Origin of the sequence: Spongiactinospora sp. 9N601, assembly GCF_044326295.1 — a bacterium.
Taxonomy (GTDB): Bacteria; Actinomycetota; Actinomycetes; order Streptosporangiales; family Streptosporangiaceae; genus Spongiactinospora; species Spongiactinospora gelatinilytica.
The window spans coordinates 1-21,080 of sequence record NZ_JBIRBB010000027.1 but is presented as its reverse complement, the minus strand read 5'-3'; the positions used below and the strand labels follow the sequence as shown (position 1 = coordinate 21,080).

The window sequence follows — 21,080 nt, the reverse complement described above, 5'->3', positions numbered from 1 at the left end:
CGGTCACCCTCCTGCCACGGCCACCCGCTGCCGCCGGGCGGCGATGGCGTTGAGGTAGACGGTCTCGGTCGCGGCGGCCACGGTGGGCCAGCCGTAGCGGGCCTGGGCCCGGCGTTCGCCCGCCTTCTCCAGGGCGGCCCGCAGATCGGGGTGGCAGAGCAGTTCGCGCAGCGCGGCGGCGAGCGCGCGGGGGCGGCGCGGCGGGATCAGCAGGCCGCAGCCCGCGACGCTGTCCAGGTGGCCGCCGACCGCGGAGGCGATCACCGGCACGCCGCAGGCCATCGCCTCCAGCGGGACCATGCCGAACGGTTCGTACCACGGCACGGTCACCAGCACGTCGGCCGAGCGCAGCAGCGCGGGCACGTCGGCGCGGGCCACGCTGCCGATCAGCCGGACCCGGTCGGCCACGCCCCGGCGGGCCGCGAGCCCGGCCAGCCGTACGGCCTCCGCGTCGCGTACGTCGCCACCGGCGATCACCAGCTCGGCCTCCGGCACCTGGCACAGCGCCTCGATGATCGTCTCGACGCCCTTGCGGGGGACCAGGCGGCCGATGCTCAGCACCCGGGGCCGGTCGCCGTCCCGGGCGGCCATCGGGCCGTCGGGCCGGAACAGTTCCAGGTCCACCCCGCACGGCACGACCCGCACGCGAGACAGCGGCACGCCCATCGCGCGCAGCTCCTCGGCCTCGTCGTGGCAGGTCGCCACGATGGCGTCGGCCCGTACGCCGATCTCGGTCTCGATGCCGACGCGCCGCGCCGGGCTGGTGTCCGCATCGCCCTGCCAGCGCCGTTTCACCGTGCCGAGCGCGTGATAGGTGTGCACGACGGGCACCGGCACCTCGCGGGCGGCGGCGAGCGCCGCCAGGCCGCTCATCCAGAAGTGCGTGTGCGCCACGTCCGGCGGGTCGGCCGCCCAGCGCGCGGCCAGGTGCCGGGCGAAGGCCGGCATGTGCGGCAGCAGTTCGTCCTTGGGCAGCGGCATCGCCGGCCCGGCCGGTACGTGCTCGACGGTCACCCCCGGGGCCATCGGCACGGCCTGCGGCCCGTCCGGGGACGTGCGGCGGGTGTGGACGGTGACCTCGTGCCCGCGCGCGGCGAGGGCCGTGGCGAGCGCGGCGACGTGTACGTTCTGACCGCCCGCGTCCACGCCGCCGACGGCCGCCAGCGGGTCGGCGTGCTCGGAAACCAGGTCGATTCTCACAGGATCGCCTCCTCCAGTGCGGCCGGGCGGTGTGCCGTCAGCCGGTGTACCGCGGTCACTACGTCGTCGGCGGTCACGGACGAAAGACAGGGATGGCCGGGGATCGGGCAGACCCTCGCCCGGCTGGCGCGGCAGGGCGCGCGCTGGTCGCCGAGCAGTTCCACCGGGACGCCGTAGGGGGCCCAGCGGGCGGCCGGGACGACCGGCGCGAACAGGCTGACCACCGGCGTGCCGACGGCGGCGGCCAGATGGGCGGGGCCGGTGTTGGGGGCGACCAGCGCGGCGGCCCCGGCGAGCACGGCGGCCAGTTCGGCGAGCGTCGTGGCGCCGCCCAGGTCGCGGGCGTGGGCACCGGCCACCTGGGCGGTGAGCGCGCGTTCTGCGGGGGTGCCGGTGACCACGACGCGGTGGCCGGCGCGGGTCAGCGCGGTCACCGCCCGCGCGCACAGGTCCGGCGGCCACCCCCGGGCGGGCGCGGTCACGCCGGGGTGGACGACCACGTAGCCCGGCGGGCCGGTCAGGCGGCCGACGGCGGGCAGCGGGCGGCGTACGGCGAGCCGTCCGTCGTCACCGGGCGGCAGCGGGAAACCGGCGGCCCTGACGAGGGTGAGCATGCGCACCGGCTCGGGGACGTCGGCGTCCTCGTCCACGGCGTGGCGGTGGTCCAGGAGGGAGCCGGGGTAGTCGTTGCTGATCGCGGCGATCCTGGGCACTCCGGCCAGGCGGAGCAGCAGGGCCAGGGGGAGCGCGGACTGGTGGAAGGACGTCAGGATCACCGCGGCGGTGGGGGCGGCCCGGCGTACGGCGGTGAGCAGTTCGTCCACATGGTCGTGGGTGACGGGCGGCGGCTCGGGATCGATCCACGGGACGCGCCAGGTGATGATCTCCGACACGCCGGGCAGCAGGCGGGCCGCCGCGCCGCCGTACGGGCCGGCCAGCAGCACGACTTCGGCGCGGGCCGCGACGGCCCTGATGGCGGGGCCCGCCAGCAGTACGTCGCCGGCGTTGTCGGTCCGCGCCACCAGGACCTTCTCCCGGCGGACCTCCTCGCGCGGGGCGGTCATGCGGCCTCGCCCGTCCGCCGCGCCCCTCGTTTCGCGCGCAGGTCGCCTCGTCTGGCGCGCAGGTCGCCTCGTCTGGCGCGCAGGTCGCCTCGTCTGGCGCGCAGTTCGCCTCGCAGCCGCCACGCACAGGCCACCGGTGGAATGAGCACGCTGGTGATCGACATCCACCGGATCTCCTCCGTCGTGCGCGGCCCGGGCGCGAGGCGGGCCCAGGCGAACTCGGTGGTCAGGCCGAGCCAGGTCAGCGCGGCGAGCGCGGCGACCCTCCTGGTACGCCGCCCGTGCGACCTCCCGGCGAGGATCGCCCCGTAGAGCGAGACCGCGAGCAGTCCGGCGGCGGTGGTCAGCGCGTGTTCGCGCAGCCGTCCCGGCGCGCCGATCGCGGACCGCCAGGCGGGTCCGTGGACCTGGCGCATCAGGGCGTCGTCGGCGTTGCCGCGCTGGCGCAGCACGCTGGCCCACGGGCCGTCGTAGCGTACCGGGTGGCGGGTGACGCGGCAGCCCTTGACCAGCCGGTATCCGGCGGCGGCGACACGCAGCGCCAGGTCGGCGTCCTCCCGGTAGGCCCGGGGGAAGCGCTCGTCGAACCCGCCCACCCGGTCCAGGGCGTCGCGCCGGTAGGCGATGTCGGCGGTGATCCAGTCGGCGGCGGCCAGCCCGGCGGTGTTGCGTTCGGCGTCGGTGGGCCTGCGGTCGGCGGGCAGCGGTACGTGCAGCCTTGCCTGGCTGGCGGCCACGTCGTCGCCGAGGTCGCTCAGGTCGGCGCGGAGGGCGTCCCACCAGCCCGGTTGCGGGATCACGTCGTCGTCCAGGAAGGCGACCCAGGGGGTGCGGGCGGCCCGCCAGCCGGCGTTCCGCGCGGCGGCCGGGCCCTTGCCGCCGGTGCGCAGGACCTCGGCTCCGGGCGCTTTGAGCAGCTTCGCGGCGCCGGGGCGGTCGTCGACGACGATGATCCGCGCGTCCGGCGGGGCCGGGGTGAGCGCGGCGAGCACGTCGGCCAGGCACGGGCGGCCGATGGTCGGGATGACGACGGTGATCACGAGGCGAACACCCCGCTCCTGCGCACCACGTACGGGCCGAGCACCAGTACGTCCACCGGGGCCGAGCCGAAGCACTCCAGCGCGTCGCGCGGGTCGTCCACCATCGGGCGGCCCGCCGTGTTGAGGCTGGTGTTGACCACGACCGGCAGGCCCGTCCTGGCCTCGAACTCGGCCAGCAGCCCGGCCAGCAGCGGCTGCGCCGCGCGGTCCACGGTCTGCACGCGGGCGGTGCCGTCCACGTGGACCACGGCCGGGATGCGGTCGCGCCACTCCGGCCGTACGTCGTGGACGAACAGCATGTACGGGCTTTCGGCCGGACCGCGGGCAAAGATTTCGGACGCCCGTTCGGCGAGGACCATGGGGGCGATGGGCCGGAACTGCTCGCGGCCCTTGACGTCGTTCAGCCGTTCGGTGTTGCGGGCGTGGCCGGGGTGGGCGAGCAGCGAGCGCTGCCCGAGGGCGCGCGGGCCGTACTCGGCGCGGCCCTGGAACCACGCCACGATCCGGTCTTCCGCGAGGTCGGCGGCGATGGCGGCGGGCAGGTCGGGCGGGCGTTCGCAGGGGACGCGGGCGGCGTCCAGCCAGGCGGCGAGTTCGGCGTCGGTCCAGCTCCGGCCGAGGGCGGCCCCCGGCATCGGGGCGGCCGGCTCGCCGCACATGCTCGCCAGGTGCAGCGCGCCGCCGAGCGCGGTGCCCGCGTCGCCCGCCGCGGGCTGCACCCAGATCCCCTCGAACGGCCCTTCGGCCAGCAGGCGGGTGTTGGCGACGCAGTTGAGCGCGACCCCGCCGGCCATGGTCAGGTGGCGCTCGCCGGTGCGTTCGTGCAGCCAGCGGGCCAGGTCGAGGAGCACCTCCTCCAGGCGGGCCTGGACGCTCGCGGCGAGGTCGGCGTGGCCCTCGGACCACGGTTCGCCCCTGGCCAGCGGCTTGGCGAAGACCGACCAGTCGATCGTGTCCACATGGAAGCCGCCGTCGCCGGTGGCCATGATGAGTTCGCGGAGTTCGGGCAGGTGGCGTGGGGTGCCGTAGGAGGCCATCGCCATGACCTTGTACTCGTCGCTGGACCGGAGGAAGCCTAGGTGTTCGGTGACCTCCTCGTACATCAGGCCGAGGGAGTGCGGCAGGTCCTGGGTGGCGAGCACGGTGAGTTCGCCGTCACGGTAGTGGCCGGCCAGGTGGGAGACGGCCTCGCCGCGTCCGTCGCAGACGAGTACGGCCGAGTCGCGATACGGCGCGGCCAGCCCGGCGGACGCGGCGTGCGCGATGTGGTGCGGGACGTAGCGGACCTGGGCGGAGTCCAGGCCGGGCAGCGCCGTGGCCAGGAACGCGGGCGCGCGGCGGGCGAACGTCGTGCGCAGCGGCTCCCAGCGCGGGTCCTGCCCTTGCTGGCCCGCTCTGACCAGGTCGGGGTCGTAGGAGTACGCGACGCCGTCCAGATCCTCTGGGCGCAGGCCGGCGTGGGCCAGGCACCAGGCGGCGGCCTGTTCGGGGAGTTCCCAGGCGGAGAACGGGACCGGGCGCTTGCCGTGCTTGCGCCTGCTGAACCGCTCCTCCTCGGCGGCGGCGGCGATCTCGCCGTCGATCACCAGCGCGGCGGCCGGATCATGGAATATGGCGTTGATTCCGAGAAACCGCATCTCATCTCCCCCGGGCGGTGGATCTGGTTCGGTCGGGCCATTGCTGACATTCGGGCTCTGACACCGCTACCGAGCGAAGCGCTTCTCAAACCTCGCGTTCTGTAGAAGTCCATGTGGGAGGTGGTCTGTACTGGGAACCGTCACTCTCCGTGGTTGTTACCCCAGGCTGGGGGCGGGTAGTGCGGAATTGTGGCGACAAATGTTGATTTGCCGGACTATCGCCGTTCGCTTGCCGTACTGTTCGACCGCGACGGGACCCTCGTGCGGGACGTCCCGTACAACGCGGACCCCGCGCTCGTCACCGTCATGCCGGGGGCGCGCGCGGCCGTGGACCGGCTGCGACGGGCCGGCGTTCCGGTCGGCGTGGTCACCAACCAGTCGGGGGTGGCCAGGGGGCTCATCGCCCCCGGCGCGCTGCGGCGGGTCAACGAACGGGTCGAGGAACTGCTCGGCCCGTTCGACGTGTGGGCGGTGTGCCCGCACGCCGAGGACGACGGCTGCGACTGCCGCAAACCGCGGCCCGGCCTGGTGCTGCGCGCCGCCGCCGCGCTCGGCGTACGGCCGGGCGACTGCGCGGTGATCGGCGACATCGGCAGGGACATGGCGGCGGCGCGGGCCGCCGGGGCCAGGGGCATCCTCGTGCCCACCCCCATCACTCTGCCCGCGGAGGTCGCGGACGCGCCGGAGGTCGCCGCCACGATCGGCGAAGCCGTGGAGAGGGCGCTGGGATGAGAGTTCTGTTGTGGCACGTCCACGGGTCGTGGACGACGTCGTTCGTCCAGGGCGGGCACGAGTACGTGGTGCCGCTCACCCCGGACCGGGGTCCGGACGGCAGGGGCAGGGCACGGACCTACCCCTGGCCGGACAACGTACGCGAGGTCCCGTGGGACCGGCTGCGCGAGGAGCCGGTGGACGCGCTGGTGCTCCAGCGGCCCCACGAGATCGAACTGGCCGAGCGGTGGCTGGGGCGGCGGGTCCCGGCCGTGTACGTCGAGCACAACACCCCTGGCGGGGACGTGCCCCGGACCCGGCACCCGCTCGCGGACCGCGACGACATCCCGATCGTCCACGTCACCCACTTCAACCGGCTCATGTGGGACTCGGGGCGGGCCTTGACGCTGGTCATCGAGCACGGGGTGGTCGATCCGGGGCACCTCTACACCGGTGAGCTGGCGCGGGTGGGGGTGGTGGTCAACGAGCCGGTACGGCGGACGCGGGTGGCGGGGACGGACCTGCTGCCGGAGTTCGCCCGGGCGGTCCCGCTGGACGTGTTCGGGATGAAGGTGACGGACCTGGCCGTTGAAGGGCCGTACGGGACCTTCGAGGACCTGCCGCAGCGGGAGATGCACGCGCAACTGGCCAGGCGGCGGGTCTACCTGCACCCTTACCGATGGACCTCGCTCGGCCTGTCGCTGATCGAGGCGATGACGCTCGGCATGCCGGTCGTCGCCCTGGCCACCACCGAGGCCGTCGAGGCGGTACCGCCCGAGGCCGGCGTGATCTCCACCCGGACGGACACGCTCACCGAGGCCCTGCGGGCCTTCGCCGCCGACCCTGCCTATGCCAGGCAGGCCGGCAAGGCGGCCCGCGCCGCCGCCCTGGCCCGCTACGGGCTCGGCCGCTTCCTGGGCGACTGGGACCGGACGCTGGCGGAAATTGTCGGAGGCGTTTGACATGGTGTGCTCATGAGCGGAGCACTTGAGGGTAAGGTCGCGCTGGTCACCGGCGGCACGCGGGGCACCGGCCGGGGGATCGCGGTCGAGCTGGGCGCGGCGGGCGCGACGGTCTACGTCACCGGCCGCAGCACCCGCGCGGGCCGTTCGGAGGTCGACCGGCCGGAGACCATCGAGGAGACCGCCGAGCGGGTGACCGCGGCGGGCGGCGCCGGCATCCCGGTCCGGGTCGATCACCTGCGCACCGACGAGGTGGCCGCGCTGGCCGAGCGCATCGACCGCGAGCAGGGCCGGCTCGACATCCTGGTCAACGACATCTTCGGCGGCGACCACCTCACCGAGTGGGACACCCCGGTGTGGGAGCACTCCCTCGAAAACGGCCTGCGCCTGCTGCACCTGGCGATCGACACGCACGTCATCACCAGCCACCACGTGCTGCCGCTGCTGATCAGGCGGCCGGGCGGGCTGGTCGTGGAGGTCACCGACGGCACCACCGACTACAACGCGGTCAACTACCGGCTCAACACCTTCTACGACCTGTCCAAGTGGTCGGTCATCAGGCTCGCGTTCTCCCAGGCCCACGAGCTGGCCCCGCACGGCGGCACGGCCGTGGCGCTGTCCCCCGGCTGGCTGCGGTCAGAGGCCATGCTCGACCACTACGGCGTGACCGAGGCCAACTGGCGCGACGCCACGGCGAAGGTCCCGCACTTCGTCATCTCCGAGACCCCGGCGTTCACCGGGCGCGCGGTGGTGGCGCTGGCGTCCGACCCCGAGCGCGCCCGGTGGAACGGCCGGTCGCTGTCCAGCGGCGGGCTGGCCCAGGTCTACGGGTTCACCGACGTCGATGGCAGCCGGCCCGACGCCTGGCGCTACCTGGTCGAGGTACAAGACCCTGACCGGCCCGCCGACGCCACCGGCTACCGCTGACCTGGTTTCCGCGCTGCCCGAGGGGTAGGCGCGACGGTTGGGAGATCCAGAGCTTCGAGAAGGAGGGGCTGATGTCCGATCGAATCGAGCCCCAGACCGACCTGCTGTGGCAGGAGTTCCACCGCATCGTCAACATGACCTCGGAGGAGCTTCGCGCCTGGCTGCTGACCGACGCGTCCGGCGAAGACGCCTTCGACGCCGATCCCGATCTGGGCGTCGCGGGGCTGGGCCGAAGCGTGCTGCACATCCTCGGCAAACGGAAGGTCGATCTCACCGGCGACGACATCGAGGTGATGCGCCGCACGATCGACTACGTGGAAGACCGGCTGGCCGACGCGCCGCGCGACGCCGTCGCCGACGACGAGTGGCGGCACGAGCTGATGTCCGTGGGGCACGATCCGCTGCGTTCGACGGCGGCCGGCTGATGGAGTCTTCTTAGGGGGTGCCGATGCGCGCCGCGTACATCGAACGGCCCGGTCCGGCGACCGAGATCAAGTACGGCGAGCTGCCCGACCCCGAGTGCCGGCCGGGCGAGGTCGCGGTCCAGGTGGCGGCGGTGGCGGTGAACCACGTCGACACCTTCGTCCGGTCCGGCGCGTACGCCACGCCCGTCCCGATGCCGCTGGTCCTCGGCCGTGACCTGGTGGGCAAGCCGGTCGGCACTGATCGGTGGGTCTGGTGCAACAGCCTGGGGCACGACGGCCGCCAGGGCGCGTCCGCCGAGCTGGCGTGCGTACCGGCCGACCGGCTCTACCCGCTGCCCGACGGCGTCGATCCCGTCGCGGCGGTGGCCGTCCTGCACCCCGCCGCCACCGCCTACACCGGCCTGATCCACCACGCCCGGCTGCGGCCGGGGGAGACGCTGTTCGTGGAGGGCGGCAACGGCGCGGTCGGCTCGTGCCTGATCCGGCTGGCCACCGGGCTGGGCGCCCGCGTGATCGCCTCCGCCCGCGGCCCGGCCAAGGCCGAGACCTGCCGATCTTACGGCGCGCACACCGTGATCGACACCACCACCGCCGACCTCCGGGAAGCGCTGGAAGACCTCGCCCCCGGCGGCATCGACGTCTACTGCGACACCACCGGCCGCACGCCCCCGGCCACAGCCGTCCCCACCCTCGCCACCAGGGGCCGCGTCCTGGTCCTCGCCGGATTGGCCACCGGCCACCCGGCCCCGCTCGACGCGGGCGCCCTGTACGTCCACGACCGCTCGATCATCGGCTTCGTGATCAGCCTCGCCACGGCCGAAGAGCTCGCCGAGGCCGCCGAATGGATCAACGCCGAACTATCCGGAGGCCGCCTCCGCCTGGACACCAAGGAAATGGACCTGTCCCGCGCCGCCGAGGCCCACGAAACCCTGGAATCCGGCTCCCACAAGGGCCGCCGCCTCATCCTCCGAGTAAGCCAGGGGTGATTTGCCGAGGAACAGCGTTCGTCCTACAGTGTGACCACTTCGACGAGACGCTCTCCAGAAGTACGCCGCAGGGCGAGAGCGTCCCACCTCGCTGAGGTGCCGGAGGGGCGGCAGCCGTCTTTGCCGACCCTTCCCCTCGGAGGCATCACCCATGAACATCGGTATCGGCCTGCCCATCGGCGACCCGCCCGTCCTGCTGGACTGGGCCCGGCGCGCCGACGCCGGCCCCTTCAGCACGCTCGGCCTGCTCGACCGGCTCGTCTTCCACAACCCCGAACCCCTGGTCGCCCTTGCCGTCCTGGCGGGCGCCACCTCCCGCGTCCGGGTCCAGACCGAAGTGCTTTTGGCCCCGCTGCGCGAGCCCGCCCTGCTCGCCAAGCAGGCCGCCACCTTGGACCAGATGACCGGCGGCCGGCTGACCCTCGGCCTGGGCGTCGGCGGCCGACACGACGACCACCAGGTCGCAGGCGTCGACATGCACACCCGGGGACGCCGCCTGGACGAGCAGATGGCGGTGATGCGCCGCATCTGGTCCGGCAAGCCGTACGGCCAGGACGCCGGCCCGATCGGCCCCGCACCCGCCCGCCCCGGCGGCCCTCCGGTACTCTTCGGCGGCTTCCGGCCCGCCGCCCTCGAACGCGTCGCCCGCTGGGGCGACGGCTTCCTCGCCGCCGCGCCACCGACGTGGGCGGGCGACCTGTTCGACACCGTCCGCGCGTTCTGGAAGCAGTACGACCGTGCCGGCCGGCCCCACATCGTCGCGCAGGTCAACATCGCACTCGGCCCCCAGGACGTGATCGACGACGCCCGCGCCAACATGCACGCGTACTACGCCTTCACCGGCATGGCCGACCAGATGGTCTCCGGCATGCTCACCACCCCCGCCCAGATCCGCGAAACGATCACCGCCTTCACCGACCTGGGCGCCGACGAGGTCGTGTTCTACTGCTACGGCCTGGACCCATCCCAGGTAGACCGCCTCGCCGAGGTCGTGTGAAGGCATAACCGGTAAAGCCGCCCAAGTGGGTGGACCGAGGCCCCTGTCCCGTCCACCCACCGGCCCGGCCACCCGAGGATGCAAAAGGGCCTCGCTGACGGCGAGCACATTGAAGTTCGCCCTGGGTATCCGGCGGGCGGCCGGATACCCAGGGCGGACTTCATCTCTCTACCAGGCAGAGATCACTGCTCCGGGTGCTGGGCGGGTGATTCGGAGAACCGGTTAATGATCCACATACCGCAGCCCAGGACCACGCACAGCGTGCTGACTGCGGCGGTGACGATGAGCCATCCCGGGGCCGAAGCAACGATCCCCAGCGCTATGAAGGCGCCAGGGATCATCAGGCCGGGAATTGTGATCATCACCATCGCCGGTGCGATCCCGCTGGGGGACCACGCCGGCGCGGAGGCATCGATCTGCTTACCGCCCGAAAGCGTGACTTTGAAGTTGACCTTCTCCCGCTCTTCCAGGACATCGGCGCGCTGAGTGGGGTCGCCTTCGGTTTTCGTCAGGTCGGTGACCACGGGTTTTTTCACGTGATTGGACGCTTTCTCGCTCAGCCTGAGGCATGGATCGGAAGGTGCATGATTTCCCCGATGCCCCAGGGGTGTGGGGCGTGCTCCGGGGAAACCGGGTGGACCTACAGCGTCAAGGTGCTACGCGCAACCTATCACCATGTATGAGTGACAGCCAGTCGATGTATGACTAATACACACATGAAGTACCCTTCTCAGGCGTATAGTATCAGGTAAGAAGTCGGATAAAAGCTTGACGCGAGATGGTCCACTGCCGTACGGTCGACCCGTTGGCCCGACCGAGAACACCAGCGGAAAAGCAGGTGGCCAGCACCGGGAAGGGGGAGTGATGATCATCGTTAACATGATCAAGGCAGGCTTATCGCTCCACCCCCAGCGACACCCGGCGCTCGCCGGGTGGCCGCGGCTGCGATCGGCGGCCGTTTGCGAGCTTGGCCGCAGCCGTCCTGGCGAGAGGCGGCGATTACCGCGCGGCCCTCCGCCGGCGAGCCGCTCCAGGGACCGCTCCGCATAGGGAGCAAGGTCGCCTTCTTTGTGATGCCACCGTGGCGCAGGCCGCGGGCACACGCGTAGCGTCAGCGCAGATAAGATTCTGGAATACGGAAGGATGTTGGCCCGTAACCGTCAATGGCTGACGGGGCCCCGCGTCTTGCACCGGGGCTGGGAAAGACATCGAAAGGCTCGGACCGGGACTGCCATCCTTGGTCTGTTTTAGCCATGTCTCCCCATCTCCATTGTGCGTGAGGAAAGCCCGAAAATATGCCGAACAAACTCCCTGGAACAGAGAAGCCCGCTCCCACCACCCGAGGTCACGGGCCGCTGGAGCGCGTCACGGTCAATCTCACCGAGCGGTCCTCGCGGGCACTCGAAGAGGTCGTGCGCCTGCGCGGTGAGACGAAGACAGACGCCATCAACAGGGCACTTCAGGTGTACAGCCTCATCGAGCACATCCTCCACACCGGAGGCAAGGTCTACGTTCAGGAAGCGGGACAAGACGAGCTAGAGCGCGTGCGGTTCTTTTAGGCGGATGTTCTCCGTACCGCCGCGCGATTCACTGATCGACCTGCGTATCCCCTAGACGTCCAGGGCAGAGCAAGGCATCTGGACGCCGCCCTCGCTCACCACCGCCTCAGCAGCCGAGTGGTATGCGGGCGAAGTATTCTGCAGAACCCTACGCGCGGGCCTCTGACCCCGGCCCACGCACACTCACTCTGATCCTTCCGGCAACTCGGCGGCCGGCCGCCGCGCCCCAGCGGGAAAATCGAGCCGCGTTAGGGCCCTTTGCCTACCATCTCCCCGTTCGACGTGCGTGACGCGGTGATCTCGGGACCCGCGCCAACCGACTGATTCGCCGTCGGTCCGGATGATGTACAGATCGGCCACTCCACCGTGTACAAGGCCCGGACTCCAGCGTCTGAGCAGCGGCAACGCGATCCAGCGGCTCGCTTCTGCCACACAGCCGACGCCTTCATGTCCATTCCCCTGCCAGGTCTGGAACGACGCGATGACCGCCTCCACCCCAGGCAGCACGATCAGCTAAATTCCACCACTCGGCGGGACGCCATCACCGCATCTGGTTCACTCGCCGACCGCGCTCGCCCGCTTCCCGAACTCCTCAGCAAGTACAGGTTCCGCGAGGTGGGCCGCCGCGGGGGAGGTCGCCGCCATCCTCGGCGACGCGGTGTCCCGGGGAAAGGCCGATTCCCTGCGGATTCACACCATGCCGACGACCACCTGGCGAGTCCGGCTCACGGCGGAGCAGGCCGTCGATCGCCTCCAGCCGCATGTCAGGGACGATACCGGCGCGTCCGTGGCCGCCACAGTTGCCACCGACACCTCCCGCGCCCGGCAGCGGCGTGCTTGAGCCGGCTCGGAGAGTTCAAGAGCACCGCCTGGCCGAGCGCAGCGGAAGGCATACGGCCTTCCTGACCGATGTAGGACGGGGGCTGGCTCGCGATCCGCGTTCCAGGGAGCGGGCCGTCGAGTGGCTTCACCGCGCCGAGAACGTCGCCCCGCACAAGTTCCGCAACGACGCGAAGGCCCGTGAAACGGTCGGAGTACTGTGCAGCAGGTAAGCCCACCGCTGCCGGACGTGAATTGCGCGGCATGGTGGCCCGGATGGGTGCGGCGTGAGGGCGTGGCGGCGGGGCCGATGTACGGCCGCCTTCCAGAGATGAGAAGAGACCAGCGGACCGCACGCCGTATTGGTCAGGGAATGAAGGGGTCGACGACGGAGACGCCGGTGCCGGTGAAGTCCTTGGCGTTTCGAGTGACCAGGGTCCAGCCGTGGACTCTAGCCGTGGCGGCGAGCAGGCCGTCTATTACCGGGAGTGGGCGCACGGCGTTCAATCGGCCCCATTCTTCGGCGACTTCGCAGGTGATCGGGACGATGCGATCGGCGAACTGCCGGCGGAGTTCGTGCAGCCAGCGTTCAAGGACGGTCGCCTGGCTCGGGTCTGCACCCCGCCGGAGTTCGATGCCGCGACGGACCTCACCGATGGTCAGGCTGCTGAGGTAGAGGGTGGGCCCGTGCGTCCCGCCGATCCAGTTCTTGACGTGCGGGCTCCCGCTTCGCTTGCGGACTTCTGAGATCACGTTCGTGTCGATCAGGTAACCGGCGCCCATCAGCCGAAGTCCAGTTCGCGAGGCAGATCCTTGTTCCGGGGGAGCTCGATGTCGTCGTCCCAGTCAGGGTCGGCAAGGAGGAACTGGGCGAAATCCGGGGTTTCCCCCCGGAGGCGGTGGTACTCCGCGATGTCCATGACCACGGCGACCTCCTCGCCGTGCCGGGTGACCACCTGCGGCCCTTCCGCGACCGCCCGCCGGACGACCTCACTGAAGCGCTGCTTCGCCTCTTGGACCTGCCATGAGCTCATACTCAAAGTCTAGCCTGTCTAGACAGACTACGTCAGGCGAGTAGGGCGGTGATCAGGGCCATCAGGGGGACGGCGAGGGGGGTGGAGATGAGGACGGCGCCGCGGGCGAGGTTGGGGGCGGCGTTGAACTGTAAAGCGTAGACGTAGACGTTCTGGGCGGTGGGGAGGGCGGCGAAGAGGGTGGCGGCGAGGAGCATGGTGCCGGTCAGGTGGAGGATGTGGGCCGCGGTGAGGTACGCGACGGCGGGCATGGCGGTGGACTTGAGGAGGACGGCGAGCAGTACGTCCTTGCCGCCCTGCCGGGCCATGTCCGCGAGGCCGGGGCCGTTGAGGCTCAGGCCGTAGGCGATCAGTACGACCGGCACCGCGGCGGCGCCCACCAACTCGAAGGGGCGCATGATGGGCTCGGGGATCTCGATGCCCGACGCCGCGAACGGCAGGCCGAGGAGCGAGGCGACGGTGAGCGGGTTGCGCAGCGGGCGGAGCAGGGCCTGCCGTACGGAGCGGCCCGCGGACGGGGGTTCCAGGAGCAGGAAGGTGATCGGGGCCAGTACCAGGAGCTGGAACAGCACGATGGGCACCACCAGCGCGCCGTCCCCCAGGACGTAGACGCCGACGGCGATGCCGAGGATGCCGGCGTTGACGTACGACGACGCGATGGCCCCGACCGTCGTCTCGCGGCGGTCGCGCTTCCAGCGCAGCCGGGCCACGGGCACGTAGACGAGCTGGGCGGCGGCCAGTCCGGCGAGGCTGGTGAGCAGCACGGGGGAGAAGATCGACCGCAGGTCGGCGGTGGCCACGGTGCTGAACAGCAGCGCGGGCAAGGTGACGTAGAAGGCGAGGCGGGAGAGGACGAGTTCGTCCTGAAGGCGCAGTACGCCGAGCCTGCCCACGGCGTAGCCGAGCACCACGACGGAGACCAGCGCCGCGAACGCCGTGAAGACCCCCGACATCAGCCTGACGCGCCCATGCGCCTGGACTCGTGCTTGCCAGGCAACCGCCGCTCCTTGGTCCACCCTGCCCGACGCCACCACCCGCCCCGGCGATCAGCGGCGCTTTCCGACGAACCACGATAGAACGGACCTTTTCCACGAGGTCGCGGCCCCCTCGCGGTCCAGTTGACCTCAAGTTAGCTTGAGGTCATACCGTCCTTTCTGTCGTAGCCGTATGGAAAGGTTCGGGCATGGACATGGAAGTGACCGCGTGGCATTCGCTTTACAACGCCATGCACGCACAGTCGGACCAGCGCCCGTTCTCCAAGGCGACGCTGCGGCGGATCGCCGGGTTCGCGCGTCCGCATCGCGTGATGCTGGCGTGGTACCTCGCGCTCGGCGTGGTGCTGGCGGTTGCCGCGGTCGCGACCCCCATGCTCGCCGGGCAGGTGGTCAACGCCATCGAGCAGCGCGGCGAGCTCGGCGTGGTGGTCTGGCTGGCGGCGGTGATCGCGGTGATCGCGGTGGCCGAGGCCGGGCTCGGGCTGGCGTCGCGGTGGCTGTCGGCGCGCATCGGCGAAGGGCTGATCCTCGACCTGCGCCGCACGGTCTTCGACCACGTGCAGCGCATGCCGATCGCGTTCTTCACCCGCACCCGCACCGGGGCGCTGGTCAGCCGGCTCAACAACGACGTGATCGGCGCGCAGCGGGCGTTCAGCGACACGTTGTCCGGAGTGGTCAACAATGTGGTGACGCTGGTGCTCACGCTGGTGGTGATGGTCCAGATCTCCTGGCAGATCACGCTGGCCGCGCTGGTGCTGCTGCCGGTGTTCGTGCTGCCCGCGCGGCTCATGGGCAAGCGGCTGGCCCGTCTGGAGCGCGAGGCCGCCGACCACAACGCGGCCATGGGCACCCAGATGACCGAGCGCTTCTCCGCGCCGGGGGCCACGCTGGTCAAGCTGTTCGGGCGGCCCGCCGACGAGTCGGCCGAGTTCAGCGGGAGGGCCAGGCGCGTTCGTGACATCGGGGTCCGCACGGCCATGCTGCAAACGACGTTCGTCACCGCGCTCACCCTGGTGTCAGCGCTGGCCCTGGCCCTCGTCTACGGCCTCGGCGGCTTCTTCGCGCTGCGCGGCGCGCTCGACACCGGCGCGGTCGTCTCCCTCGCGCTGCTGCTCACCCGGCTCTACACGCCGCTGACCGCCCTGGCCAGCGCCCGCGTGGAGGTGATGAGCGCGCTGGTCAGCTTCGAGCGGGTCTTCGAGGTGCTCGACCTCAAGCCGCTGATCGCCGAGAAGCCCGACGCGGTGCGGGTGCCGGAGGGGCCGGTCGCGGTCGAGTTCGACAACGTCTCGTTCGCCTATCCGGCGGCCGACAAGGTCTCGCTGGCCTCCCTTGAGGAGGTCGCCACGCTCGACACCCGGGGCGGGGTGCAGGTGTTGCACGACGTGTCGTTCCGCGCCGAGCCCGGCCAGATGGTCGCGCTGGTCGGCTCCTCCGGAGCAGGTAAGTCCACTATCGCCCAGCTTGTCCCGCGGCTCTACGACGTGGACGCGGGAGCCGTACGACTGGCGGGCATCGACGTACGCGACCTGTCCGCCGACTCCCTGCGCGACACGCTCGGCATGGTGACCCAGGACGGTCACCTGTTCCACGAAACCGTGCGGGCCAACCTGCTGCTCGCCCGCCCCGGCGCCTCCGAGGAAGACCTTTGGGACGTCCTGCGCCGCGCCCGCCTGGAAGACCTGGTGGCCACGCTTCCCGACGGGCTGGACACGGTGGTCGGGGAGCGCGGCTACCGGTTGTCCGGAGGCGAGCGGCAGCGCCTGACCATCGCCAGGCTGCTGCTGGCCCGGCCCCGGGTCGTCATCCTGGACGAGGCCACCGCGCACCTCGACTCCACCTCGGAGGCGGCGGTGCAGGAGGCGCTGGGCGAAGCGCTGGCCGGCCGTACCGCGGTGGTGATCGCGCACCGGCTGTCCACGGTCAGGGCGGCCGACCTGATCCTGGTGGTGGAGAACGGGCGGGTCGTGGAGCGGGGCACGCACACCGAGCTGCTGGCGGAGGGCGGGCGATACGAAGAGCTGTACCGCACACAGTTCGACCACCAGGAGCACTCCGCCGCCGGCCGTGCACTCGTGGAGCCGGCCGTGACCGCGGAGGCGCTGGCCTGACGCACCGCACGGCGCGCTGCGTGCTGTGTCCTGCGTCCTGCGTCCTGCGTGCTGCTAAAGGACCGTCACGACCCAAGCGAGGACAACGATGATCAGTATGGCTCTGACCACCAATCCGTTCACCCGCCGGAACCCGAGTCCAGCCGCTGCTCGATGCGGTCGATGCGCCGAGCCAGCGGCTCGACCGCCCGCTCCACCGCCGCCGCCAGCAACTTAGCGGCGTCGCCGCCGACGGCGGGCGCGGGGCCGGCCTGCTGCGCGCCCGTGAGTCCCTGCACTCCCTGGGCGCGCAGGTGTACGTATCCGGCGAGGGCGGCGACGACGGCCCGCCGGGTCAGCCTGGCCTCGGCGCCCAGCGAACGCAGCACCTGCCCGGCCGTGCCGTCCGGCTCGCTGATCAGGCCGAGCAGCAGGTGCTCGCAGCCGACGTAGTTGTGCCCGAGGCCGTGCGCCTCCGACACCGCCATCTCCAGCGCGTTGGCCGCCGCTCGGCTGAACCGGCCCGCCGTCCCTGCCTCTGACTGCGACTCGGCGTCCGTGGCCTGGTCGTCGGGGATGGCGGGGAGGGCCTGCCGCACTTGGTCGGGGTCGACCTCGATCGCCCGCAGCACATGGAGCGCCAGGTTGGTGCCCTCGGCGAGCATGCCGGCGAGCAGGTGCTCGGTGCCCACCTCGGCGACACCGGCCGCCCGCGCCTGTGCCACCGAGAGCTTCATCACCTCTCTGGTCCTGGCGGTGAAGTGCGGGAAGCGGGAGGCGGGGTCGGTCGTCTCCAGGTCGCCGAGCGCCAGCTCCCTGATCGCCACGACCCGCCGTACGGCCTGCTCCAACGCACGCTGACAAACCGCGGAGACCGGCACGCCCGCCGCCTTGACCGCCTCGGCCAGCTCATCGGGCAAATAGACATTGATCTTCGGCATCCGGCGTCGCCCTCCTATGGGGTTACCTTGGGGGTATGACTACTTTATACCCCCAGCAGGGTTACATGGCCAGAGAAAGGCTCCGGAGTTCCCGGGGAAGGGGAGGTACGGTCGTTCCAGCCGTCGCGCGTGCGATGGGCCCGGCGGCCGGTGAACCGGTGTCCACCGCCTACTGACCGTCACCGCGCTGATGGCGGCCGGAACGGCGTCACCCACCAGGGCGTCGGCCACGGCCATCTCGTGCAGCGGCTCGCAACTCACGTTCTTCAACCCCGGGTCGCGCGACACGCCCCCCGCCACCGCCGCCGTCCGTCCGTACCCGCCGATCAACGACTGCTCCCCCGCCCATCCCGGCCGCCGCAGCACCGCGTGGTTCCTGTGCCGGGCCGGATCAGCCGAGTCGCTGCCCGTACCGCCGCCGGAGATCGGCGTCCTCTACCTGGCCCTACCTGGCCGGCCGGATCAGCGGCGGCACGCTGGACGGGTACGGCGTGGCCGCGTACTTCCGCGTCTCGTTCGGTGACTCGCTCGAAGGCACCTCGAACGCAGGGATGAGCCTGGTAATCGGTGCGGCTACGTTCACGCTGACCCCGCGGGAAGGGAGTCAATCGGGATATGTAGTATCCCTTTTGTGAACATGGGCGAAGGAGTCGAGTGGGGGTTGCACTGCTGTGTGACCCTGGGCTGGCTCGACGGCGAGGGTCCGGTGCCCATCCGCAGGCTGGCGGCCTGGTTCGACCTGCCGCAGGAGTACCTGAAAAAGCGCCTTCAGGCGCTGACCAAGGCGGGCATCCTGGCGTCGGCGCCGGGCGCGCGCGGCGGGTTCACGCTGGCCAGGCCGCCGGAGCAGATCACGCTGATGGACGTCGTCACGGCCCTGGAGGGCAGCGCGGAGGCGTTCCGGTGCGATGAGATCCGCCAGCGTGGGCTCGGGGCGGAAGGCGGCGGCTTCGACCGGCCCTGCGGCATCGCCCGCGCCATGCGCCGCGCCGAACTCGCCTGGCGGCGCGAACTCGCCGCCCAGACGATCGCCGACCTAATGGCCGACAATCCGGCGAACGCCGCCCGCACCCGGACGAACTACGCCCGCCTCCGCGACTGACGACGGAAACAGCGGACGGCGGTGACCTCATCATGAAAGGAAAGGGGATGTCTAGTATCCCGATTAGCGACTCACGTGCCGCGAAGCCTTCCGGCGCTGCCGCCCCCGAAAGCACGAGGGGGTTGGGAAGGACGCTGGTGCTGGCGCTCGGGGCGTTCGCAGTGGGGACGGACGCCTACGTCGTCGCCGGGTTCCTGCCCGGGATGGCGCGGTCGCTGGAGGTCTCCGAGGCCGCCGCCGGGCAGTCGGCGACGGTGTTCGCGGTGGCGTACGCCCTGCTCTCCCCCGTACTGGCCACCCTCACCGCCCGGGTGCCGCGCCGCCCGTTGCTGGTGGCCGCGCTGGTCGTGCTCGCGCTGGCCAACCTCGGCTCGGCCCTCGCCCCCGATTTCGGGGCGCTGATGGCGAGCCGGGTCCTGGCGGCGGTCGGGGCGGCCGGGTTCACGCCGATCGCGGGCGCGGTCGCCGCGTCCCTGGTGGCCCCGGCGCAGCGGGCCAGGGCCCTCGCCGTCGTGGTCGGCGGGCTGACCGCGGCCACCGCGCTCGGCGTGCCGCTCGGCAACCTGGCCGGCCGGATCATGGACTGGCGGGCGGCGCTCGGCCTGGTCGCCCTGCTCAGCGTGATCTGCGCGGCGCTCGTCGCGCTCACCCTGCCCGCGCTGCCCGGCGGCCCGCGCATTCCGCTGCGCCGCCGGCTCGCCGCGCTACGCCATCCCGGTGTGCTGGCGGTGCTGCCGCTGAGCGTGTTCGGGCTGATGGCGAGTTACGGGCTGTACGCGTTCGCGGTGCCGCTGCTGCACGCGCTCGGCGCGACCCCGGCGGACGAGAAGTGGCTGCTCTTCCTGTACGGCGTGGGCGCGGTCGGCGGCAACCTGCTCGCTGGGGCCGCCGTGGACAGACGTGGGCCGATCCGAGTACTCGCCACCGGATACCCGGCGCTCGCCGTGACGCTGGCCGTGTTCGCCTGGGCCACCAGCGCGCAGGTCCAGTGGCTGCCGCTGACCGCGCTGCTGATGCTCGCGTGGGGCGCGAGCACCTGGTTCCAGACCCCCGCCCAGCAGGTGCGGCTGATCTCCGCCGCGCCCGAGGAGACCGCCGTGGTCGTCGGGCTGAACGGCTCGGCGCTCTACTTCGGCATCGCCGCGGGCACCGGGCTCGGCGGACTGCTGCTGCCGGTGGGTGTGCCGGTCGCGCTCGGCGTGAGCGCGGCACTGGCCGTACTGTGCCTCGGGTACCTCGCCCTGACCCGCCACCACCGCTGACCTCGCCCCCGCGGGGGTCAGGCGACGGCCGGGGCCAAGGCCCGCCACTGGGCCAGCGGGATGACACGCGAGTCGTCGCCGACAGCTTGGATGCAGACGTGGTCGCCCCCCGCGCCCTGACCCGCCACCACCGCTGACCTCGCCCCCGCGGGGGTCAGGCGACGGCCGGGGCCAAGGCCCGCCACTGGGCCAGCGGGATGACACGCGAGTCGTCGCCGACGGCCTGGATGCAGACGTGGTCGCCCCCCGCGCCCTGACCCGCCACCACCGCTGACCTCGCCCCCGCGGGGGTCAGGCGACGGCCGGGGCCAAGGCCCGCCACTGGGCCAGCGGGATGACACGCGGGTCGTCGCCGACAGCTTGGATGCAGACGTGGTCGGCCCCCGCGGCGAAGTGCTCGTCCAGGCGGCGGTTGATGTCGTCCACGTCGCCGTACGCGACCAGGGCGTCCACCAGGCGGTCGCTCGCGCCGCCGGATGGGCCGCCGGTGAAGTCGTCGTCGGTGAAGCCGAGCCGGCGCAGGCTGAGGTGGTAGACATCGCGGCCGAGGTAGCCGTTGACGTGGGCGGCGGCCAGGCGCCTGGCCTCGGCCTTGTCCGGATTCAGCACCACGGCCTGCTCCACGGCCAGCAGCCGGTCCGGCCCGAGCACGGCGCGCGCCGTGCGGGTGTGCTCGGGGGTGACCAGGTACGGGTGCGCGCCCTGGCTGCGGTCCCTGGCCAGCTCCAGCATCTTGGGGCCGAGCGCGGCCAGCACCCTGGGCGCGCGGGGCACGTCCTCGCGGGGCACGAGCGCCGGTAGGACCGACTTCACCGTGTCGCGCATGCCGTCGATCTCGTCGAGGTAGGTGCGCATGGCCGTGTACGGCTTGCCGTACGCCGTGCCGAGCAACGTCTCCACACCGAACTTGTGGCTCGTGCCCAGGCCCAGCAGGAAGCGGCCCGGGTACGCCTCGGCGAGGCCGTCGGCCAGACCGGCGACCACCCGTGGACGGCGGGCCCAGATGCTGGCGATGCCGGTGGCGAGGGTGAGCGTGGACGTCGATTCGAGGGCGAGGGTGGCGTCCAGGAAGGGGTCTCTGACCAGGCCCTCGCTCAGCCACAGCGTGCCGTAGCCCAGTTGTTCCAGCTCGGCGGCGACGTCACGGGCCCGGCTCGGCGGAGCGAAGCCGAGCGCAGAGGTCCAGACGCCGATCCGTCCGGTCCTGGGGATGTCGGTCATGACACGATCCTTTCCGGAGGCTTCCTCCGGAAAAAACTATACGGAGTGTGCCTCCGATTAGCAATCGCGGGCCGGGATCGGGTGGGCCGGGCCGGGCCGGGTGGGGTC

21 protein-coding genes are annotated in these 21,080 nt (G+C 71.7%); 11 read left to right on the top strand and 10 right to left on the bottom strand.

Translation table 11 applies throughout. The features are described from left to right. Nucleotides 1–3 precede the first annotated feature (3 nt). The 4 genes from ACH34R_RS40865 to ACH34R_RS40850 are packed head-to-tail and all read right to left on the bottom strand — an operon-like array spanning nt 4 to nt 4,941. Nucleotides 4–1,200 carry a glycosyltransferase gene (locus tag ACH34R_RS40865; RefSeq protein WP_397566991.1) on the bottom strand — a complete coding sequence of 399 codons (1,197 nt, stop codon included), beginning with the start codon at nt 1,198–1,200 and terminating at the stop codon, nt 4–6. Then, nucleotides 1,197–2,264, bottom strand: coding sequence for a glycosyltransferase family 9 protein (locus ACH34R_RS40860; protein ID WP_397566990.1), 1,068 nt, complete (start codon nt 2,262–2,264; stop codon nt 1,197–1,199). Before ACH34R_RS40860 ends, ACH34R_RS40865 begins: the two co-directional genes overlap by 4 nt. Next, nucleotides 2,261–3,304: a glycosyltransferase family 2 protein gene (locus ACH34R_RS40855; RefSeq protein WP_397566989.1), complete on the bottom strand. Its 1,044-nt coding sequence runs from the start codon at nt 3,302–3,304 to the stop codon at nt 2,261–2,263. Before ACH34R_RS40855 ends, ACH34R_RS40860 begins: the two co-directional genes overlap by 4 nt. After that, nucleotides 3,301–4,941: a carbamoyltransferase gene (locus tag ACH34R_RS40850; RefSeq protein WP_397566988.1), complete on the bottom strand. Its 1,641-nt coding sequence runs from the start codon at nt 4,939–4,941 to the stop codon at nt 3,301–3,303. Before ACH34R_RS40850 ends, ACH34R_RS40855 begins: the two co-directional genes overlap by 4 nt. A 207-nt stretch (nt 4,942–5,148) precedes the next feature. On the opposite strand from ACH34R_RS40850, the gene ACH34R_RS40845 reads away from it, so the two are divergent. From ACH34R_RS40845 to ACH34R_RS40820, 6 genes are all read left to right on the top strand, one after another. Further along, nucleotides 5,149–5,673 carry a D-glycero-alpha-D-manno-heptose-1,7-bisphosphate 7-phosphatase gene (locus ACH34R_RS40845; RefSeq protein WP_397566987.1) on the top strand — a complete coding sequence of 175 codons (525 nt, stop codon included), beginning with the start codon at nt 5,149–5,151 and terminating at the stop codon, nt 5,671–5,673. After that, entirely contained in the window at nt 5,670–6,614 is a 945-nt protein-coding gene (locus tag ACH34R_RS40840) for a glycosyltransferase (RefSeq protein WP_397566986.1), read from the top strand. The genes ACH34R_RS40845 and ACH34R_RS40840 overlap by 4 nt, the downstream gene beginning before the upstream one ends. 12 nt (nt 6,615–6,626) lie before the next feature. Then, entirely contained in the window at nt 6,627–7,541 is a 915-nt protein-coding gene (locus ACH34R_RS40835; RefSeq protein WP_397566985.1) for an SDR family oxidoreductase, read from the top strand. 71 nt (nt 7,542–7,612) lie between these two features. Beyond that, complete coding sequence (locus tag ACH34R_RS40830) at nt 7,613–7,966, top strand: DUF3140 domain-containing protein (RefSeq protein ID WP_397566984.1); 354 nt, start codon at nt 7,613–7,615, stop codon at nt 7,964–7,966. A 23-nt stretch (nt 7,967–7,989) separates the two neighbouring features. Further along, nucleotides 7,990–8,952, top strand: coding sequence for a zinc-binding dehydrogenase (locus tag ACH34R_RS40825; RefSeq protein ID WP_397566983.1), 963 nt, complete (start codon nt 7,990–7,992; stop codon nt 8,950–8,952). A gap of 151 nt (nt 8,953–9,103) precedes the next feature. Next, nucleotides 9,104–9,949, top strand: a complete 846-nt coding sequence (locus tag ACH34R_RS40820) for an LLM class flavin-dependent oxidoreductase (protein WP_397566982.1) — start codon at nt 9,104–9,106, stop codon at nt 9,947–9,949. 182 nt (nt 9,950–10,131) lie between these two features. Here the strand turns inward: ACH34R_RS40820 and ACH34R_RS40815 are convergent, their stop codons facing one another. Further along, nucleotides 10,132–10,485 (bottom strand): hypothetical protein, encoded by a 354-nt coding sequence (locus ACH34R_RS40815; protein ID WP_397566981.1) that lies wholly within the window; start codon nt 10,483–10,485, stop codon nt 10,132–10,134. A 759-nt stretch (nt 10,486–11,244) separates the two neighbouring features. Between ACH34R_RS40815 and ACH34R_RS40810 the strand changes: the two genes are divergently transcribed. Then, nucleotides 11,245–11,508, top strand: coding sequence for a hypothetical protein (locus tag ACH34R_RS40810; RefSeq protein ID WP_397566980.1), 264 nt, complete (start codon nt 11,245–11,247; stop codon nt 11,506–11,508). Between the two features lie 1,185 nt (nt 11,509–12,693). Here ACH34R_RS40810 and ACH34R_RS40805 read toward each other — a convergent pair. The 3 genes from ACH34R_RS40805 to ACH34R_RS40795 are packed head-to-tail and all read right to left on the bottom strand — an operon-like array spanning nt 12,694 to nt 14,314. Next, entirely contained in the window at nt 12,694–13,110 is a 417-nt protein-coding gene (locus ACH34R_RS40805) for a type II toxin-antitoxin system VapC family toxin (RefSeq protein ID WP_397566979.1), read from the bottom strand. Then, entirely contained in the window at nt 13,110–13,361 is a 252-nt protein-coding gene (locus ACH34R_RS40800; protein ID WP_397566978.1) for a type II toxin-antitoxin system Phd/YefM family antitoxin, read from the bottom strand. The genes ACH34R_RS40805 and ACH34R_RS40800 overlap by 1 nt, the downstream gene beginning before the upstream one ends. Nucleotides 13,362–13,393: 32 nt before the next feature. Further along, on the bottom strand, nt 13,394–14,314 hold the full coding sequence (locus ACH34R_RS40795; protein ID WP_397566977.1) for an AEC family transporter: 921 nt from the start codon (nt 14,312–14,314) through the stop codon (nt 13,394–13,396). Between the two features lie 230 nt (nt 14,315–14,544). Here ACH34R_RS40795 and ACH34R_RS40790 point away from each other — a divergent pair, with 230 nt between their 5' ends. Further along, the gene (locus tag ACH34R_RS40790) at nt 14,545–16,467 is read left to right on the top strand and encodes an ABC transporter ATP-binding protein (RefSeq protein WP_397566976.1); all 1,923 of its coding nucleotides are present in this window, start codon (nt 14,545–14,547) and stop codon (nt 16,465–16,467) included. Nucleotides 16,468–16,586: 119 nt separating this feature from the next. Here the strand turns inward: ACH34R_RS40790 and ACH34R_RS40785 are convergent, their stop codons facing one another. Then, entirely contained in the window at nt 16,587–17,387 is an 801-nt protein-coding gene (locus ACH34R_RS40785; protein WP_397566975.1) for a Clp protease N-terminal domain-containing protein, read from the bottom strand. 190 nt (nt 17,388–17,577) lie between these two features. Between ACH34R_RS40785 and ACH34R_RS40780 the strand changes: the two genes are divergently transcribed. The 3 genes from ACH34R_RS40780 to ACH34R_RS40770 all read left to right on the top strand — a co-directional run bounded on the left by ACH34R_RS40780 (nt 17,578) and on the right by ACH34R_RS40770 (nt 19,751). Further along, nucleotides 17,578–17,910: a hypothetical protein gene (locus ACH34R_RS40780; RefSeq protein ID WP_397566974.1), complete on the top strand. Its 333-nt coding sequence runs from the start codon at nt 17,578–17,580 to the stop codon at nt 17,908–17,910. Nucleotides 17,911–18,024: 114 nt separating this feature from the next. Then, nucleotides 18,025–18,489: an RrF2 family transcriptional regulator gene (locus ACH34R_RS40775; RefSeq protein WP_397566973.1), complete on the top strand. Its 465-nt coding sequence runs from the start codon at nt 18,025–18,027 to the stop codon at nt 18,487–18,489. Nucleotides 18,490–18,611: 122 nt separating this feature from the next. Beyond that, nucleotides 18,612–19,751: an MFS transporter gene (locus ACH34R_RS40770; protein WP_397566972.1), complete on the top strand. Its 1,140-nt coding sequence runs from the start codon at nt 18,612–18,614 to the stop codon at nt 19,749–19,751. A gap of 291 nt (nt 19,752–20,042) precedes the next feature. On the opposite strand, the gene ACH34R_RS40765 is transcribed toward ACH34R_RS40770, so the two are convergent. Then, the gene (locus ACH34R_RS40765; protein WP_397566971.1) at nt 20,043–20,972 is read right to left on the bottom strand and encodes an LLM class F420-dependent oxidoreductase; all 930 of its coding nucleotides are present in this window, start codon (nt 20,970–20,972) and stop codon (nt 20,043–20,045) included. Between the last annotated feature and the right edge of the window lie 108 nt (nt 20,973–21,080).

Excerpts from the sequence above, each read along its gene's own strand:
- ACH34R_RS40780 (WP_397566974.1), top strand. The coding sequence starts at position 17,578 with ATGGCGGCCGGAACGGCGTCACCCACCAGGGCGTCGGCCACGGCCATC.
- ACH34R_RS40785 (WP_397566975.1), bottom strand. The coding sequence starts at position 17,387 with ATGCCGAAGATCAATGTCTATTTGCCCGATGAGCTGGCCGAGGCGGTC.
- ACH34R_RS40795 (WP_397566977.1), bottom strand. The coding sequence starts at position 14,314 with ATGTCGGGGGTCTTCACGGCGTTCGCGGCGCTGGTCTCCGTCGTGGTG.
- ACH34R_RS40775 (WP_397566973.1), top strand. The coding sequence starts at position 18,025 with ATGGGCGAAGGAGTCGAGTGGGGGTTGCACTGCTGTGTGACCCTGGGC.
- ACH34R_RS40810 (WP_397566980.1), top strand. The coding sequence starts at position 11,245 with ATGCCGAACAAACTCCCTGGAACAGAGAAGCCCGCTCCCACCACCCGA.
- ACH34R_RS40860 (WP_397566990.1), bottom strand. The coding sequence starts at position 2,264 with ATGACCGCCCCGCGCGAGGAGGTCCGCCGGGAGAAGGTCCTGGTGGCG.
- ACH34R_RS40830 (WP_397566984.1), top strand. The coding sequence starts at position 7,613 with ATGTCCGATCGAATCGAGCCCCAGACCGACCTGCTGTGGCAGGAGTTC.
- ACH34R_RS40765 (WP_397566971.1), bottom strand. The coding sequence starts at position 20,972 with ATGACCGACATCCCCAGGACCGGACGGATCGGCGTCTGGACCTCTGCG.
- ACH34R_RS40825 (WP_397566983.1), top strand. The coding sequence starts at position 7,990 with ATGCGCGCCGCGTACATCGAACGGCCCGGTCCGGCGACCGAGATCAAG.
- ACH34R_RS40800 (WP_397566978.1), bottom strand. The coding sequence starts at position 13,361 with ATGAGCTCATGGCAGGTCCAAGAGGCGAAGCAGCGCTTCAGTGAGGTC.
- ACH34R_RS40840 (WP_397566986.1), top strand. The coding sequence starts at position 5,670 with ATGAGAGTTCTGTTGTGGCACGTCCACGGGTCGTGGACGACGTCGTTC.
- ACH34R_RS40835 (WP_397566985.1), top strand. The coding sequence starts at position 6,627 with ATGAGCGGAGCACTTGAGGGTAAGGTCGCGCTGGTCACCGGCGGCACG.
- ACH34R_RS40820 (WP_397566982.1), top strand. The coding sequence starts at position 9,104 with ATGAACATCGGTATCGGCCTGCCCATCGGCGACCCGCCCGTCCTGCTG.
- ACH34R_RS40850 (WP_397566988.1), bottom strand. The coding sequence starts at position 4,941 with ATGCGGTTTCTCGGAATCAACGCCATATTCCATGATCCGGCCGCCGCG.
- ACH34R_RS40790 (WP_397566976.1), top strand. The coding sequence starts at position 14,545 with ATGGACATGGAAGTGACCGCGTGGCATTCGCTTTACAACGCCATGCAC.
- ACH34R_RS40805 (WP_397566979.1), bottom strand. The coding sequence starts at position 13,110 with ATGGGCGCCGGTTACCTGATCGACACGAACGTGATCTCAGAAGTCCGC.